Origin of the sequence: Vibrio wakamikoensis, assembly GCF_050337275.1 — a bacterium.
Classification (GTDB): Bacteria; Pseudomonadota; Gammaproteobacteria; order Enterobacterales; family Vibrionaceae; genus Vibrio; species Vibrio chaetopteri.
This window is the reverse complement of sequence record NZ_JAKJST010000005.1, coordinates 1-17,583: the sequence shown is the minus strand read 5'-3', so window position 1 is coordinate 17,583 and position 17,583 is coordinate 1. Positions and strand designations below refer to the sequence as shown.

12 protein-coding genes and 1 pseudogene are annotated in these 17,583 nt (G+C 46.9%); 8 read left to right on the top strand and 5 right to left on the bottom strand.

The features are described 5' to 3' along the window. A pseudogene (locus L4C42_RS00425) lies at positions 1-285 on the top strand (IS4 family transposase); the annotation flags it as partial. A gap of 82 nt (positions 286-367) precedes the next feature. Here the strand turns inward: L4C42_RS00425 and eutC are convergent. Further along, positions 368-1,234 carry an ethanolamine ammonia-lyase subunit EutC gene (gene eutC, locus L4C42_RS00420; protein WP_429758884.1) on the bottom strand — a complete coding sequence of 289 codons (867 nt, stop codon included), beginning with the start codon at positions 1,232-1,234 and terminating at the stop codon, positions 368-370. Positions 1,235-1,244: 10 nt separating this feature from the next. Beyond that, the gene (locus tag L4C42_RS00415) at positions 1,245-2,654 is read right to left on the bottom strand and encodes an ethanolamine ammonia-lyase subunit EutB (protein WP_429758882.1); all 1,410 of its coding nucleotides are present in this window, start codon (positions 2,652-2,654) and stop codon (positions 1,245-1,247) included. A 195-nt stretch (positions 2,655-2,849) separates the two neighbouring features. Here L4C42_RS00415 and L4C42_RS00410 point away from each other — a divergent pair, with 195 nt between their 5' ends. Continuing rightward, a complete protein-coding gene (locus L4C42_RS00410; protein ID WP_429758880.1) occupies positions 2,850-3,791 on the top strand; it encodes a helix-turn-helix domain-containing protein in 942 nt (313 codons plus the stop codon). Between the two features lie 117 nt (positions 3,792-3,908). Here the strand turns inward: L4C42_RS00410 and L4C42_RS00405 are convergent, their stop codons facing one another. From L4C42_RS00405 to L4C42_RS00395, 3 genes are all read right to left on the bottom strand, one after another. Continuing rightward, complete coding sequence (locus tag L4C42_RS00405; protein WP_429758878.1) at positions 3,909-4,493, bottom strand: NAD(P)H-dependent oxidoreductase; 585 nt, start codon at positions 4,491-4,493, stop codon at positions 3,909-3,911. 168 nt (positions 4,494-4,661) lie between these two features. After that, positions 4,662-5,507 (bottom strand): phytanoyl-CoA dioxygenase family protein, encoded by an 846-nt coding sequence (locus L4C42_RS00400; protein ID WP_429758876.1) that lies wholly within the window; start codon positions 5,505-5,507, stop codon positions 4,662-4,664. A gap of 60 nt (positions 5,508-5,567) precedes the next feature. Then, on the bottom strand, positions 5,568-6,290 hold the full coding sequence (locus L4C42_RS00395; protein WP_353500109.1) for a TetR/AcrR family transcriptional regulator: 723 nt from the start codon (positions 6,288-6,290) through the stop codon (positions 5,568-5,570). 270 nt (positions 6,291-6,560) lie between these two features. On the opposite strand from L4C42_RS00395, the gene L4C42_RS00390 reads away from it, so the two are divergent. The 6 genes from L4C42_RS00390 to L4C42_RS00365 all read left to right on the top strand — a co-directional run. Further along, a complete protein-coding gene (locus tag L4C42_RS00390) occupies positions 6,561-7,634 on the top strand; it encodes an efflux RND transporter periplasmic adaptor subunit (protein ID WP_429758874.1) in 1,074 nt (357 codons plus the stop codon). After that, on the top strand, positions 7,634-8,692 hold the full coding sequence (locus tag L4C42_RS00385; protein ID WP_429758872.1) for an efflux RND transporter periplasmic adaptor subunit: 1,059 nt from the start codon (positions 7,634-7,636) through the stop codon (positions 8,690-8,692). The genes L4C42_RS00390 and L4C42_RS00385 overlap by 1 nt, the downstream gene beginning before the upstream one ends. Continuing rightward, positions 8,692-11,748: an efflux RND transporter permease subunit gene (locus L4C42_RS00380; RefSeq protein WP_429758870.1), complete on the top strand. Its 3,057-nt coding sequence runs from the start codon at positions 8,692-8,694 to the stop codon at positions 11,746-11,748. The genes L4C42_RS00385 and L4C42_RS00380 overlap by 1 nt, the downstream gene beginning before the upstream one ends. A 308-nt stretch (positions 11,749-12,056) precedes the next feature. Continuing rightward, positions 12,057-12,290, top strand: coding sequence for a hypothetical protein (locus L4C42_RS00375; RefSeq protein ID WP_353500113.1), 234 nt, complete (start codon positions 12,057-12,059; stop codon positions 12,288-12,290). A 122-nt stretch (positions 12,291-12,412) separates the two neighbouring features. After that, positions 12,413-12,898 carry an Lrp/AsnC family transcriptional regulator gene (locus tag L4C42_RS00370; RefSeq protein WP_042499897.1) on the top strand — a complete coding sequence of 162 codons (486 nt, stop codon included), beginning with the start codon at positions 12,413-12,415 and terminating at the stop codon, positions 12,896-12,898. A gap of 290 nt (positions 12,899-13,188) precedes the next feature. Continuing rightward, positions 13,189-17,583, top strand: a 4,395-nt coding sequence (locus L4C42_RS00365) for a VCBS domain-containing protein (protein ID WP_429758867.1), incomplete at its 3' end; no start/stop codon positions are given.

Below are 17,583 nucleotides of genomic sequence, written 5' to 3'. Positions count from 1 at the left end.
AGCTATAACATCGTGAGGTTAGAGATGGCTGAGATGGCCAAACAACACCAAGTTGAACCACTACGGATCAGCTTTATTAATGCGTTGTTCTTAATAATGGATGAGATGATTTGGGCGAGCGATACTCGGAGTCCTGGGGCGATTCCGAAAAATCTAAAAGCCCTGAGGGACAATGGTAAGCGACTTATACTTCCAAAGAAACGAAACCGGAAACCATACCCTAGAGTCGTATTAAAAAAGCCTGCCAGATATCCTAACAAACAAAAACATGCCACTCGTTCTTAAGCGAGTGGCATTAACCCTGCGGTGCCTTTTTTTAACTGTCTTTTAGACAGGTACTCCTGATGTTTTGTCATAGTAAATCCTTCTACAAACGGTTGATAAGAAAGTTGTTGGAGCTAGTTTGATTCAGTGTTGAACTGCTTTCATCGTCAATCTCAGAGCGGTCTTTGAGATCGACACCAGATAGGTGCAATCGCCTGGCTTCTTCAAGTAGGTACAGGGTTCGCTGGCAAGCGTCGTCGTAACTCAAGCCGTCAGGCCTGACATTTGAGATACAGTTTCGTTCAGAGTCTTTTGTGCCTCGCCTTGCGCCCCAAGTTAGGTATAAACCCATGCTATCTGGGGAGGATAATCCAGGTCTTTCGCCGATCAATATCAGCGCCATACGAGCGTTAAGGCATTCAGCAACATCATCGGCAATGGCGACTCTCCCTTGCTTGACGATAGTAATAGGTGCAAGGTGCCATGATTTGCTTTTATCCAGTTTTCGAAAAAGTCGCTCTAAAAAGGGAGCCGCGTGATTTTGTATCGCCGTTGATGACAATCCGTCGGCGATGACGATAGCGAGATCGGGTTGGGCTTGAGAGGTGGACGCCTGTTTTTTCAGTTGTGCCCAAGACGCGTCACTGAGCTGTCGCCCTAAATCGGGTCTTTGAAGGTACATTAAGCGATCGGTTATTTTGCTTTCGACAACTTGAACTTCACCTGGCGCAACGGACTGAAGCATTGGTAACTGTTCAAGCTCGATTTTTAAGGCTTGGGTATCTAGTGCGCAGTGCACTGCATCCATCGCTTGGGCGTGATCAAGCTGAAACGACAAGAGAGCGTCGGTCGGAATGCTGTTACCAGTTCTGCCTAGTGCGATTCGTGCTGAGGTCAAACTACGCAGTTGTTGCCAAGGACTGGTCACCACAGAGTTTGATGCTTTATTAATGTTGACTACCTTTGTCATGTCACTTTCCTTAGCTGACCTGTTTGATGGCTTTGGAGAAGGGAGAGGCGAGTTGGTCGTTTAAACGTACTTTATCGACATCGTTAAAAATCTGCGTTTCTACCAGCCACTGCTCGAATTCGGGTGCAGGTCGTAAGCCAAGCACTTTTCGAGCGTATAGAGCGTCGTGGAATGATGTGGTTTGATAGTTAAGCATGATGTCGTCAGAGCCAGGAATCCCCATAATGAAGGAGCATTCGGCGACGCCGAGTAAAGTGAGCAGATTGTCCATGTCATTCTGATCGGCATAGGCATGGTTGGTGTAGCAAATGTCACAGCCCATCGGTAACCCCAGCAGTTTTCCGCAGAAATGATCTTCCAACCCCGCCCTAATAATTTGCTTACCATCAAACAGATATTCCGGGCCGATAAAGCCGACAACGGTGTTGACTAGCAAAGGGTCAAATTGGCGTGCCACCGCATAGGCTCTCGCTTCACACGTTTGCTGATCAACACCATGAAAAGCGTTAGCAGACAGCGCGGTACCCTGACCTGTTTCGAAATACATGACGTTGTTACCCACCGTGCCGCGTTTGAGTGATAGCGCGGCCTGCTGCGCTTGTTCCAAAATAGAAAGATTGATGCCAAACGTGTCATTGGTGCCTTGGGTTCCGCCAATCGACTGAAACACTAAATCGACAGGCGCTCCTAGCTCAATGGCTTCGATGGTATTGGTGACATGAGTTAAAACGCACGACTGAGTCGGTATCTGATATTGCTGGATGACCTCATCCATAAGCTGCATGAGCTTTATCGCCTGAGGAACATTATCCGTTGCCGGATTGATGCCAATGACGGCGTCTCCATTGCCGTACATCAGGCCATCGAAAATACTCGCTGCGATGCCATTGAGTGAATCTGTAGGATGATTAGGCTGAAGGCGAGTGGAAAGGCGGCTCGGCAGTCCAATGGTATTTCGAAAAGCAGTCACAACCTGACACTTCTTAGCCACCAAGATGAGATCTTGATTGCGCATGATTTTGCTCACCGCCGCCACCATTTCTGGCGTAAGCCCCGGCCTTATTTGTGCCAGTGTTTCCGAGTCAGCCTGATCGCTAAGTAGCCAGTTTCTAAAGTCACCTACCGTGAGGTGCTCGATGAGTGAGAAGGCTTGTTTGTCATGGCTATCAATGATCAGTCGGGTAATTTCATCATTCTCGTAGGGGATCACGACGTCATTGAGAAACGTTTTGAGCGGCAAATCCGCAAGCGTCATCTGTGCCACTACGCGTTCTGCAGCAGATTCTGCACACACTCCAGCTAAGGCATCTCCAGAGCGTTCTGGGGTCGCTTTTGCCATTAGTTCCGCAAGTGAACTAAACGTAAATACATGGTTTCCCTGTTGTCGACGATAGGGTTGTCGACGATACGTCGCTGTCATGACGACTCCTTCAATGGTTCGATTCTTGCTGCATTTTTTGTTGAACGTGCAGCGCAGCTAATTAATCAACTTGCGAATAGCGTTCCATATGCTTGTCAAAAAATGGCAATTATTAAATATGTTAATAAACAATGTCTTATAGAGCTTCTGCTCCATGGTTGGGCGCCGAAAATCCCTTTAGAAGGAGTAGTAGTGATGGATGAAATTTGCAAGTTTGCGCCAGAGTTGTGCATCCGTCCCTCTAATGATGCAAATCAACAAGCAGACAATCTGTTGAATTGGATTCAGGCTTATGATCAGATCACCGACGGTGGGTATCATGGACGAATTATTGAGCGTTGTTTTTCCAATGTTCATGTGTTTCGTGAAGAGAGCAATCGCGGTTTAAGGCAGGATTGCCAAGTCACTAAAGGTGGGTTGTGGTTGGGGTTAAGTGCGACCGATAAGTCTCTTTATCTCAATCATCACCAGAAAGGCGCTGACGATATGTTGCTTCGTGCGAGCGGACTGGATTTTGAACTGGTTACGCCGGAAGACTTTTCTATTTACGGCGTGGTGCTGGACCAGCAAGCTTTAGGCTCTATTCTCGACCAGATGGATATCGAGATAGACAGTTTGGCAATGCTCAACCAAGTGGTATCGACGCCTCATGCTTATCAATTGAAAGCCTATCTATCGATATTACTATCGAATCAACCGGTGCGTTGGTCTTGCGATACACATGAATCATTACTTTTGGATTTTGTCGCGGATGTAATTGACTCGTCTAGCGGTGGCAACGATTCAATGGAGCCTTTGTATCAACGTGCCAAAGTCATGAAGCGGGTGAAGCAAACATTAGAGAGTCGTGATTGGTCTCATCCAATGACCATCAGCGAGCTTTGCAGTGCCGTACATGTGAGCCGCCGAACGTTGCAAAACACGTTTCACTCTTGTTGTGGCATGTCGCCCCACCAATTCCTGTTGCGAGTTAGGTTGAACCAAGCTCGCAGGGCTTTACTCACTAGTGACGGCGAAGACTCAGTCTATGATATCGCGTTCAATCATGGCTTCTTTCACTTAGGGCTTTTTGCCGGTAACTACAAAAAGCTGTTTGGTGAGAGTCCGTCAATGACGCTCGTACGATGGGATAAGTAGGAATCTAGTTGAGTTGCCACTGCTCCCCAATCTATCGCAGTCTTGTGAAGAACGATAGATCAGAGAAACAGCAGCTTGCTTAACTCAGTATGCCAACTATTATTTGGCTCTTCTTCGTTAGAAGTGCTGATTCAGGTGCGCTTCAAATCGAGCAAAGTCCTTGTCGATATCGCCATTTTTCATCACGTCATAAGCCGCAAAGGTTGGCATGGCTTTCATACCAAAGAAGCGGAAGTTGGCGTGCATGTGGAACATAAGGTCATCAACACTTTTACCTTGGAAAAGGTATTCAGACTCATCATTGAACGACTCTTCCGGTGCGTTGAACGTTAATGACAGCATGTACTTAGAATCAGTTTGCGTGCCACCTGTGCCGTAGTTCTTCTTAGGCTCAGCTTCTGAGCGACCATCAAACAAACACAAGTCACCACCCATACCCGCAGTAAATACGTCGTCCATGTACTTTTTAAAGCTCCAAGGTACGGTCATCCAGTTCACTGGTGACTGAACGATCACTCGATCTGCCCATTTGAAGTTCTCCAATTGTGCCGGTACATCAATTTGTTCTTGCATCGTCACTACGCGAGTCTTGTGGCCTTTCGCCTCCAATAGCGTGACCGCTTTGTCGACCAGAGTGGCGTTAAGTTTGCCCTCAGAGAATGGATAAGGCTGGTGTGCATTGATAATAAGTACATTGCTCATGGGTGTTGACCTCTAAATTTCACTATGGCTTGGGAACTGCCCCTAGCGCCTTAGTGGTATATTAAAGTAACCTGGAATGTTTTTACAATTAGTATACTTTTAGTAACCTAAAAATAGTGTCAATGGCTCTATCTGAAAACGGCGGGCGTTCCTGAGTTTGGTGACTGTTTAGTTTAACGGTGGCGCAAAGCAGTATTCTGCAGATTCATAACGTACTTGCTGTTTATAGAGGTCTTGTAATTTGCGCTTACTATCTATTGTTGAGGTTGGCGAGTGACTCCAAAGCTGGCAAGCGTAACGGTTTAGCGCTTGGCGTTGTTGTATCCACGATGCGGAGAAAAGTGGGTTGGCTTGGGAGTGCTCAAGGGAGCGAAACTCAAAGTAAACAGTGCGGCGTTGTGTTTGTTCGGTAAGGGGGGATGAGCGATGCATAAGCATAACGTCGTGAATGACGATGTCACCGGCTTCGGCTGTGACTTCGGTACTTGCTACGTCGTTTTGTTGCCAACGACGCGTGATTTCACAAACGGAATCCGAGCTCAGATGCGAGTGTGGGATGACTTGCAATGCACCTTGCTTGCGTTTGGAGTCATCGAGGTACAGACCAACAGTAAAGATTCGAGACTCTCTTTGGTAATTCATGTCTCTGTGCCAATTAATGTTCTGGTTATCACCTTTGTGTTTGATGAGCAGTGATTCGTAGATAGGAATGGCCTCACCTTCAACTAGGGTTTGTACTGTTTGTTGCAGAGCTGGAAGCCCAAGTAGCTGAACGAAGGTAGGTGTATCGAAAGAAAACAAGTTGTTTATTCTGGTGATAAAATTTTGGTCGCCTTGATGGAGAGTGGCAACGTTGTTCACCAAGCCATCAAATTGCGCATTCTCTAGTAGCTTTTGCTGCAAGGTGTCGTAGGACTGGCGTAAGTCTCGAAGCAGTGACGTAGGAATGGCATTTTTTAGCACCAAATAACCGCGCTCGTCGAAGGTTGCTACTTGTTTGCTTGAAATTGTCACTGTGATAGTCCTTTGGGGCGTAAAAAAAGCAGCGTTAGGGCTGCTTTTGAAAGGTTCCGTTTACATTGGGCATTCGCCCCAATCGCACTTAACATGGTAGACGAGATCAGAAACTTTGCTTGGTTTGAGCCGATCTTGCTCTGTTATTTGTAGCTTGTGTGCGGTCAATTGTTCGAAAAGTTGCCAGTGTTTGAGTAGGCACTCATCATCGACTTGAGTCACTTCCGACCAAGCTTCTTTTAGCATTGGCATCATGCACGCAGAGCCATACGCATAGAGCATCATTTGCCATTTGAGCTCATGCATATTGAACTGCTCGCTTTCACTGCGACCTTGGTTGTATTCACTTACCAATGCCATCACGATACATTCAATTTCCCCTTTGCTATCAATAAAGTAGTCGAAGAACTCGTTTTCTTGACGCATAGCATCGGCGATTAATTGCATTGGCTGGCGGTTGATCAGCAAGTTGGCCAACATCTCAGTTGCAAATCGATATAGCTTGATGTTCGCAGGTGTATCTTCTGGTAGTTGCGAGAGAAGGTGCATTATGTACTTTTGCATATACGCGTGCATATGGTCACTGATGCCATACCAGATCTGCTCTTTGCTACCAAAGTGGTGGCGAATTAGGCTGTGAGATACCCCTGCGCGATCGCTGATATTGCGAATCGATACACGTTCGTAACCAAGTTCACAGAACATGTCTGCGGCGACCGTCATGATCAGGTTTTTCGTCTCTTCTGCCGCCATGGCGCTGCGACGACCTTTTTTCTTCTCCACTCGATACCTTTTTAATTAATCATTCCTATACAGGGTACTGAATTACCTACCTATCGACAAGATGCACATCAACTGTGCCACACAATGCCGTAAATCTACTGAAACCGGGGTCTGAGGGTCTCTATATAACCAAAAGTGATGAAACTCATCGAAAAAATTATACTGCACGCATGTGCAGCATGTATTGATCTCTTTCAAATTATACATATACTGCACAACTGTAAAGTTAATTTACTGCACACCCGTAAAATATAATTTGGGATAAATATTATGAAAACCCATCGTCTATTCAAAACCGCCAGTATGTTGATCTTGCCCTTGTTGGCAGTCGTCGGCCTTTCTGGTTGTAATCAAGCTCAATCAGAAATCAATGAACCGGTCATTAAGCCCGTCAAAGTGGTTCAGGTACCTGAGCTCAACTTTGCTCCCGTTAGCAGTTACCTAGCACAAGTCGATGCAACAGATCGTGCACAACTCTCTTTTCAGGTGGCGGGACAGATTTCGTCGATAGACGTCAAAATGGGTGAAGCCATTACGCAAGGTGAGATCTTAGCGACGCTCGATCCAACCGACTATCAAGTGGCACTTGACGCCAAACAAGCAGAATTCGACCTTGCTGAATCTCAGTGGAAGCGTGCAAAACAGCTGTTTGCTAAAAAACTTATTAGCGCCGATGAGTTCGATCGCAACGAAACTCAATACAAAGCGGCACAAGCCTCACTCGCACAAGCAAAAGCGGATCTTGGTTACACCCAAATTATCGCCCCATTTGATGGTGTGGTCTCTTTGACCTACCAAAAACCGTTTGAAGTCGTTGGTGCTAAACAACCCATCTTGAACCTGATTAGCAGTGATGATCTCGACGTCACCTTCACTATCCCTGTAACAGAAGTCAAAGCGATGACGCTAGAAGAGCTGAAAAATCAGCACTTTTTTGTGACGTTGGATAGCCATCGTAATCAACGTATTGAAGCAAGGTTCCGTGAGATTGCTATGCAGCCAGATTTGGATACCAATAGCTATGTCGCGGCAGTAACAATGGTTAAACCACATAACATCAATGTGTTGTCAGGCATGTCTGGTCTGGTGCATATCCAAAGCGAAGCCAAAGAGCGCGCTTTTTCGCTACCTGCGAGCGCGTGGATAAGTCAGCAAGAGAGCAGTGGCAAAGTTTGGCGTTTTGACCCGATGACAGAGCAAATCAACCAAATCCAACTTTCAACCAATGAAAACGGCGCAGTGACAGCAGGCTTGCAGCAAGGTGACCAAATAGTGGTCGCAGGTACTGCAAACTTAGTTGAGGGACAACGAGTAAAACTATGGACACGTGAGGGTGGTATCTAGTGAAAAAGTCAATTATTGCCATCGGTCTTGCATCGCTAGCGTTAACGGGTTGCTACTCCGATATCACCGTTCGCGAACGTGCCCCTTTGATGGTGGAGTCCATTGAGGTATCTAAGCCTGTTGAGCAGCAATATCGTGAGTTTAAAGGCCAAGTTGTGACTGCGGAGCAAACCAAGCTGTCATTTCGCATTCAAGGTGAAATAGCCCATTTGCTTGTAAAACCGGGTCAATCGGTAAAGAAGGGTCAGGTTGTTGCCAAGCTGGATGATGAAAAACTTCAGCAGCAATATCGTGATGCTCTGGCTCAATATGAGCTGGCGACTAAGCAATTGCGTCGAGGTACTGAGCTTTACGCGCGTGACATGATTTCAAATTCTGAATTGGATGAGCTGACTTCAAACCGTCAACTAGCGAAAGCGCAGTACCAAAACATCCAACATCAAATTCAGTACACCAGTCTAAAAGCACCGTTTTCCGGTGTCGTGGCAGAAGTGAGCAAAGAGCGTTTTGAGAACGTTGGTTCAGGTGAAACTGTGGTGTCCATTTATCAGGATGACAAAGTCTATGTGAAGATCAGTCTTTCTGACCACATTCTAGCGTCTATTACCCCACAAGCTCAGCGCAATGCTTATCAGCCGCGTGCTTTTTTCTCTGGGGTTGAAGACAGTTTCATCATGTCTTACCTGGAACATTCTAGCGAGCCTGATGCGCAAAGCCGAGCCTATGAATTGTGGCTGCAAATGCCTCAGCCAAAAGCAAAGATTTTGCCGGGAACCAGCGTGTCTGTTCATGTTGATATGGTGGCCGCTGGGTTGAGCACGATTCAAGGTTATCAACTGCCTATGACGGTGCTAGAAGCAGGCTTTGAGCCGCAACAGTTTTACGTTTGGAAGCATGAAGATGGTGTAGCAATGAAAACACCCGTGCGTGTCGATCAAGTGAATAGCTTTGGCGTGATTGTCGATTCTGGCGTTGCTCAAGGTGATGTTCTAATTAGCTCAAGTTTGAGAAAGCTCAGAGATGGCGAAGCAGTAGCACTCATGGAGAACAATAAGTAATGAGTTTGACCGAGTATTCAATTAAAAACCGCGTCATTAGCTGGCTGTTTCTGGTCATTTTGGCCATTGGTGGTATTCAGTCGTTTAACGATCTAGGTCGTCTTGAAGACCCTGCTTTTACTATCAAAGATGCGATGGTGATTTCGACTTATTCCGGCGCAACGTCGACGGAAGTTGAAGAAGAGCTGACGTATCCACTTGAAAAGGAGATCCGCAAGCTTCCTTATATTAAGAACATTAAGTCGACGTCGTCTGCAGGGCTGTCACAGATCATGGTCAGTATGGAAATGGACTATGGCCCAGACGAGCTTCCGCAAATTTGGGACGAAATGCGACGTAAAATTAATGACTTAAGACCAAACCTGCCATCGGGTGTGAATTCGATTCAGATCATCGATGACTTTGGTGATGTGTTTGGTGTGATGATCATGCTGACTGGTGACGGCTACGACTATGTAGAGCTTAAACGGTATGCCGATTATCTAAGTCGTGAGCTTGAGTTGGTCGCTGGCGTTGGCAAGGTGTCGATTGCGGGCGATCAGAAAGAGATGCTGTTTGTGGAGTTATCGCTGGAACGTCTCTCCGCACTCAACTTGGATATGAACACCGTTATGGGGCTGCTGAATCAGCAAAATAGCGTCCAGTCTGCCGGTGAAATCATGATCAACGGCGAGAGCTTGGCGATTCGTCCAAACGGTAATCTGGACTCAGTGGAGTCGCTGGAAAATCTGATTATCCACGGCCGCGATACGGGCAACCTGATTCGCTTAAAAGATGTGGCTGAGATTTCCAAAGGTATTCAAGAAAAGCCATCGAACGTGATTACCTTTAACGGCAAGCCTGCTATCAATCTAGCTATCTCATTTGGCGCGGGCGTTAACGTAGTTGAAGTGGGTAAAGCGTTAGATGCACAGCTACAAGCGCTGGAAAACATTAAGCCTGCGGGCATTAATCTCGACTACTTCTATAACCAATCGGCGGAAGTGGATAAGTCGGTACAAGACTTTGTTGTCAGTCTTGCTCAAGCTGTGGGTATCGTGATTGTGGTGTTGCTGTTCACCATGGGTATGCGCAGCGGCATCATTATTGGTGCGGTTCTGCTGCTTACGGTGTTTGGTACTTTCATTATGATGAGTATCAACAATATCGAGCTGCACCGTATCTCGCTAGGCGCACTGATTATCGCGCTTGGTATGCTGGTGGACAATGCCATTGTGATCGTCGAAGGCATTCTGGTCGGGCTTAAGCAAGGTCAAACTAAGAAGCAAGCTGCGATGAGTATTGCAAAGCAAACTCAGTGGCCGCTGCTTGGTGCAACGGTGATTGCTATCACAGCGTTTGCGCCAATTGGCTTGTCACAAGACGCGACGGGCGAGTTTATGGGGTCATTGTTTTGGGTACTGTGTTATTCGTTGTTCCTAAGCTGGATCACGGCACTAACTCTAACGCCGTTCCTAGCCGATATCTTGCTGAAAGAATCGGATAAGAATGACCAAGCCGCTGATGCAGATCCATACAAAGGCGTGCTGTTTACCGTGTTCCGTTGGTCGTTGGAGTTGGCATTGAAACTACGTTGGCTTACGGTTGCAGGTATGATTGCGCTGCTTGTCTCCGCAGTCATGGCGTTTGGTCTGGTAAAACAGTCGTTTTTCCCACCGTCAAATACGCCAATGTTCTTTGTCGATATGTGGATGCCGGAAGGCACTGATATTCGCCAAACGCTCAAGCAAACGGAGCAGGTAGAAGCGTATATCCAAGAGCAGGACAAGGTCGAGTTTGTGTCTTCGACCGTTGGACAAGGCCTGCAACGCTTCATGCTGACTTATCAGCCTGAGAAGAGCTATGAAGGCTTTGCGCAGTTACAAGTGCGCACAACTAGCCGCGATAACATGTTTGAATTGCTCAATAAGCTAGATGCGGAGTTGTCTTCTCAATTTGCGGCACCTACGTTCCAGCTACGATTGATGGAATTTGGACCGTCGCCAGCGTCTAAGATTGAAGCACGTATTATGGGCCCAGATCCGCAGGTACTGCGTGATATCGCGGTGCAAGTTGAAGATGTACTACTTGCCGATCCTGGTTCGAGAAACGTTCGTCATGACTGGCGTGAGCGTACTAAGCAGTTGGTACCTCAGTTCAACGAGTCAAAGGCGCGCCGCTTGGGTATCTCAAAAGAAGATCTATCAAGCACCCTGCAATTGGCGTTCGGTGGAAACACGATTGGTGTGTTCCGCGATGGTACGCAAATGCTACCAATCGTGACCAGATTAACGGAAGCAGAGCGAGTTGATTACGCGTCACTACAGAACATCTCCATTTGGAGCCCAATGCTGCAAACGTATGTGCCCGTGGAGCAGGTGATTGATAACGTCACGTTGGAATGGCAAGAACCGATTATTCAACGCCGTGACAGAAAACGTACGCTAACCGTTCTCGCTGACCATGATGTGTTGGGCGACGAGACGGCGGTAAGTTTATTCGCTCGTGTTAAGCCACAGGTAGAATCACTGCCTCTACCTGCTGGCTACACGATCGAATGGGGTGGCGAATACGAGTCATCGAAAGACGCGCAAGAGGCGATGTTTAAGTCTCTTCCGATGGGCTATCTGTTGATGTTCATCATCACTATGCTGCTTTTCAACTCGTTTAAGAAGCCGTTGGTGATTTGGCTCACGGTACCGCTTTCAATCATTGGCGTCGCGTTTGGTTTGTTGGTGTCTAACATGCCGTTCAGCTTTACCGCATTGCTTGGTCTACTTAGCCTTAGTGGCATGATCCTCAAAAACGGTATTGTACTTATGGATCAAATCAACTTGGAACTTGATAGCGGTAAAGACCCTTATGATGCGTTAGTTGAAAGTGCGGTAAGCCGTGTTCGTCCTGTCAGTATGGCGGCACTTACTACTATCTTGGGGATGATACCGCTGGTGTTTGATGCCTTCTTTGGTTCAATGGCGATCACCATTATGGCGGGTCTAGGGTTTGCAACTGTGCTGACCTTAATCGTAGTACCCGTGCTGTTTGCTATTTTCTTTAAGGTAAAACCGACGAAATAACTGAAATCGTAGTAAATATGATCAAAGGCCTGCATTTATTGCAGGCTTTTTGCGTTATTACGAGTGCAAAATTGAACCCGCTTCTCGGAATTTCGCCGCAATTTTGTGATTTTTGCGGACGAGTTCGGTATTCATCGGCTTTAACGAGCGATTTGTAAGTTAATTTCGAAATCTTGATCAAATTTTCGCAAAATAATGACGTTATTTTGGAATACCAACCACATTTTTTGGCATGATCGTTTTGCCAAACGACCAAGATTAAACACAATATGGTCACGAATCATTCAGAACAGATGGAGAGACTTGAAATGCCAACTAACTACTGCACCGCGTGCAAAAAGGATACGGCACACAAAGCAGTGATGCGACGCAGCCACAACGATAACTCATCTATCGTTCAAAACTTCCAAATGTTGATGTCTCAACTGGTTAACGGCAGCGGCTACTACAAACTAGAGCGCCAGCTTTATTGCCGTGTATGCAATAAGCAGAATCAACAAACAGTGAAGACTGTACTTAGCGGTCAAACGAATCTCGCATAAATTAACACTGTAAACTGATATCGATTGATGGCATTTGTCACAACTTTGTGATCTCACATCTTTTTACATGCATAACCTTTGATTTACAATCGTGGAGTATCCCGTTCACTTGAGTTAAATCAATGGCTTCGCTTGCTTTAGATAAAATCGATTTAGAAATACTGCGCATACTTAGCCGCAAAGGTCGTATGCCAATAGTTGAGTTGGCTAAGCTGGTCAATTTGACGACCTCCCCTTGCTCAGATCGCGTGAAACGTTTGGAAAAAGAAGGTTTCATTGTGGGTTATCACGCTGAACTCAACCCAGAGAAACTGGGGTTGGATGTTCAAGTGTTTATTCATATCCGTCTTGATCAGACGAGTTTCTCTATCTTTGAAAAATTTGCCAAGGCTGTCGAGTTGATGCCTGAAATCGAAGAGTGTTACTCACTCTCTGGAGATTTCGATACCATGATTAAGGTGAGAACCAAAGATATGAAGTCTTATCAATCTTTCATGTCTACCAAACTGGGCACTTTGCCGGGTGTTATACAAACCAGAAGTGAAGTCGTGATAGAAGAGCATAAAACTGGGTTTGGCGTGAATCCGGATCTTCTTGACACGCTGTAGACTCATCTCGACAAACCATTACCAAGTATCCGTTGCATCCCACGGTATCTTCAATGAACCTTCTCATTGGAGATACAGTTCATGTCTTTTTTGAGAATTTGCACATTTTCTAATCTCTAAGGGTTTAAAAGCCTGATTTTTATTGGTAATTACTTAGTAAAGTAAACTAGAAATCTGCTTTTACAGTCCTACACTGAACATATATAAAACTATCTAATAAACAATAAGTTGCTTCAGTGAATGTGGACGGTTGACTGAGTGTGTTGCGACGGTTGTTCAAGGAGTTCGCCATGAGTATTGCTGCGTTATTGGGTCTAGTCGATTTGTCAGGAACGTTAGTTCTTGATTCAAATGGCAAAATTGTCTTGCTGCCAGAAGGTGCTGAAATGAGACCGGGTGACATAGAACTGTCGCCTGATAACCTAGTTCCTGATGTTGAACTGCGTGAAACATTATTTGCTCAGACTGGCTCCCAAAGTTCGGATGAGGATACCTCAAACATTTCAACCAACGATCTCGATGCCGATGCGATTATCGCTCAAATTGAGGCCGGTGCTGATCCTACTCAAAATGAAGACCAAGCCACAGCAGCAGGTGGCTCATTAAGCTCCAGTATCACCGATGCCGCTACCGTCGAAGCAATTAATCCACAAGTCTTAGCCGCTACGTTTTTTGAAACCCTTGGTCTCGATAGACAAGACCTGACAGAAACACAAACCAATGCACTGTTAGATATCGCAACGAACAGTGCGCCCGTCACTCTATTTGAAGCTCGAAACTATGATGAAGAGTCACAAGACAGTGACTTAGGGTTGACCTTTCCAACGGATACCGATGGTGATGCACTAACCGTGACAGTCACAGAGCTTCCTAAGCTGGGGCAAGTGACGCTCGCAGATGGCACGCCGATTAGTCTTGGGCAAACCCTGACTCAAGAGGAGTTTGAGAATCTACAGTTTGATGCGCCCCAAGAGTACACGTTTGGTGAAGATGCAGGCCAGTTTACTTATAGTGTTGATGATGGGCAGGGTCAGCCGGACTCCGTGCAAAAGGGTGGTGTGTTACTAGAAATCAATCCAATCAATGACATACCGGTTATTGACGAAGTAGGGCAAGGTACCTTAGTTGAGAGTGGTAATCTTGACGATGGCCAAGTTGTAGAAGGTGTGAATACGGCTTCCGGTAGCATTAGTGCCTCTGATAATGATACGGATGCGGTGCTGACTTATGGCGTAGAAAACGATACCAATGAATACGGTCAGCTTAGAGTCGATCCCGAAACAGGCGACTGGGTATTTACTTTAGATAACAGCTCTTCTGCGACGCAAAGCTTAAAAGAAGGCGACTCAATAAACACCACATTTGAGGTAACCGTTACCGATGATAAAGGCGCGGTCACTACAGAAACACTAACGCTTACCATTAATGGCACTAACGATTTACCGACATTTGATGCGGGTGGCGATGCAGCTGGGACTGTGACTGAGCAGGGAGATGGTATTGGCAGCGACAACCTAGCCTCAGGTGCTTTGTCAGTAACCGATGTTGATGCGGATGCGATTCTCACATTTGAAATTGAGTCTGAACAAAATGACTTTGGCTCTTTCTCAGTGGATGAAAATGGTCAATGGCAGTTTGAACTCGACAATGAAGCTTCGGTGACTCAGGCGTTAAGTGAAGGTGAAACGGAAACCCTGAACTACACGGTTTCTGTTACCGATGAATTTGGCGCTCGTAGCGAGCAGGTTGTTACGATTACGGTAATCGGTACGAATGATACTCCGGAAATAAAGGATGGAAGGGGCACCAGCGGCGCTGTGAATGAGGCGGGTCATCGTGACGATGGCACACTGTTTCCAGGTAAGGTGTCTGATTTTGGCATCATACGAGCGGTGGACAATGATGGAACGCTTAGCTTTACCACTACGGACAAGAGTGACTATGGCGAATTTACCATAAACGCGTTGACCGGTGAGTGGCGCTTTACCTTAGACAATAACGCAGCGATTACTCAGTCTTTAAAAGAAGGTGAGACGGGTGAAGTTGTATTCAATATCAAAGTAGCTGATGAAGCGGGGGCGTTTGTCATGCAGCCCGTTACCATTGAAATCTTTGGTGCCAATGATCAACCTACAATATCTTCATCGAGCGACTTAGACGGCACCGTTATTGAGTCTGGAGACAACACAGAAGGTACGTCTTTTGCGTCCGGAACTCTCGTCGGAGAGGATGTTGATGACGACACAACCTTCACCTTCTTTGTAGAAGATGGTGGCAGTGAGTACGGCCAGTTGGTGATGAAGCCAAATGGTGAATGGACGTTTGAGATTGATAATGACTCAGCCGCAACTCAAGCTCTAAATGCGGGAGACTCCGTAGACATTACCTACCCAGTTACCATCCGAGATGAGTTTGGCGCAATCAACAGCGAGGCATTGACGATTACTGTTGTCGGAACCAATGACTTACCGCAGATTATCAATGGTTCCTCCTCTGCACTGACCGAAGACTCAGGCACTGATGCTCTTGGTTACCTAGTGGCAACCGATACATTGGTGATTAGTGATAAAGATGCCGATGAGGAGACGTTTAACCCTGGGAACGCAGAACCAGTAGGTTCAACACTAGGCTCACTAACTATCGCGGCAGATGGTACTTGGACGTACTCAGTAGATAATTCATTAGCGGCGGTGCAAGCTCTGGATGTTGGCGATCAGTTGGTTGAAGAATTTATCGTAACCTCTGCCGACGGCACTGCGCACACCATCGCTGTCACCGTCAACGGTACCGAAGATGAAACCTTCATCACCGGTCCAACGGCGGATACGGTGAAAGAGGACACTGATGTGGATGCTGGTCTTCTTATTGCTGGCGATAATCTGTCGCTCACTATTACGGATAATGATGCTGGCGAGAATAAATTCAGTACTACCGTCACTAGTGTCGTTAACGACAATGGTCAGCTTCCGCTTGGCATCTTAACCATTACTGAAGATGGTGACTGGTCGTATCAAGTTTCCAATGCACTGCAAGAGCTCCAGTCCCTCGGTGACGGCGATACGCGCGTCGAGCGATTCACTGTTACCTCTATCGATGGTTCAAAAACCGAAACCATTGAAGTCACGATTCAAGGTACCAACGACTTGCCTCTTATTGGCGGCAATGCTGTGGGCAGCGTTACCGAAGACTTTGAAGTACAAACGGGAGACCTTCTCAAAGACAATGGTCAGTTGACGATTTCTGATGCGGACACTGGCGAAGCCAAGTTCCAAACGGTCGTGACGCCAGTAGGAAGCGTTCTGGGTACGCTCACCATCACCGAAACGGGTGCGTGGAACTACGAAGTTGATAATACCAATCCAACGGTTCAAGGATTAGGCGAGGGTGACTCACTCACCGAGACATTCCAAGTATTGAGCGAAGACGGTACCCCGCAAAATATCGTCATTACCATCAATGGTGTTAACGATGTGCCGACTATCACCTCGGGCGATTCTGTTATCGCTCAAGAAGACGTCTTGGTGGATGGCGACGGCAACATCGTCGCGACTAATACCCTTGTGATTTCCGATGATGATACGGGCGAAGAAGTGTTTAATGCTGGTACGGCAACGCCGGTCGGCACAACGCTTGGCACCTTGACCATAGATGCAGCTGGCGTTTGGACTTATAAAGTCGATAACTCGCTACCGCAAATTCAAGCCCTTGATGTGGGTACCAGTCTAACGGAGTCGTTCACAGTGACATCCGCCGATGGCACTGAACATCAAATCGATGTCACGGTCAATGGCACCGAAGATCCGACCATCATCAGTAACTACCAGCCAGGCGCAGTGACTGAAGATACCGCCGGTATCCTCACCGATTCAGGCAGCCTGAGTATTGCCGACCTTGATGCGGGTGAAGCTCTATTCAACACCACCGTCACTAAGCTCAATAATGGTGATGGTCATTCGCCTCTAGGCAATCTCACTATTGATGCCAATGGTAACTGGATCTACACCGTCGATAACTCCCTCACTGGCGTGCAAGAGCTGGGTGATGGTATTACTCGCGATGAAGTGTTCCAAGTGACTTCCATTGATGGTTCCGTGAGTCAAACCATAGTAGTGACGATTACGGGTGTCGATGGCGCACCGTCGATCGTCAGCGGAGAATCGGGAGATGTCACCGAAGATGCCGTTGTAGCTCCTAGCGATACCTTAGTGGCCACAGATAAGCTAGTGATTACCGATGAAGATGCCGGTGAGAACGTCTTTGATGCCGGTACCGCAACGCCAGTGGGCACCACGCTAGGTTCGCTCACTATCACGGCCGACGGCACTTGGACTTACACGCTGGATAACACACTCTCAGCCGTTCAGGCGTTGGATGATGGCGACAAAGTCATAGAAGAGTTCACCGTCACGTCTGCTGATGGCACCGAACACACGATTGCCGTCACCATTAACGGCACCGAAGATGAAACCTTCATCACCGGTCCAACGACGGACACAGTGAAAGAAGACACCGATGTGGATGCTGGTCTTCTTATTGCTGGCGACAATCTATCGCTCACTATTACGGATAACGATGCTGGCGAGAATAAATTCAGCACTACAGTCACTAGTGTCGCGAACGACAACGGTCAGCTTCCGCTTGGCACCTTAACCATCACCGAAGATGGCGACTGGTCGTATCAAGTT

What these genes read in the sequence shown, in the direction of transcription:
- L4C42_RS00405 (WP_429758878.1), bottom strand. Translation starts at nt 4,493, where the DNA reads ATGAGCAATGTACTTATTATCAATGCACACCAGCCTTATCCATTCTCT.
- L4C42_RS00415 (WP_429758882.1), bottom strand. Translation starts at nt 2,654, where the DNA reads ATGACAGCGACGTATCGTCGACAACCCTATCGTCGACAACAGGGAAAC.
- L4C42_RS00410 (WP_429758880.1), top strand. Translation starts at nt 2,850, where the DNA reads ATGGATGAAATTTGCAAGTTTGCGCCAGAGTTGTGCATCCGTCCCTCT.
- L4C42_RS00375 (WP_353500113.1), top strand. Translation starts at nt 12,057, where the DNA reads ATGCCAACTAACTACTGCACCGCGTGCAAAAAGGATACGGCACACAAA.
- L4C42_RS00370 (WP_042499897.1), top strand. Translation starts at nt 12,413, where the DNA reads ATGGCTTCGCTTGCTTTAGATAAAATCGATTTAGAAATACTGCGCATA.
- eutC (WP_429758884.1), bottom strand. Translation starts at nt 1,234, where the DNA reads ATGACAAAGGTAGTCAACATTAATAAAGCATCAAACTCTGTGGTGACC.
- L4C42_RS00380 (WP_429758870.1), top strand. Translation starts at nt 8,692, where the DNA reads ATGAGTTTGACCGAGTATTCAATTAAAAACCGCGTCATTAGCTGGCTG.
- L4C42_RS00390 (WP_429758874.1), top strand. Translation starts at nt 6,561, where the DNA reads ATGAAAACCCATCGTCTATTCAAAACCGCCAGTATGTTGATCTTGCCC.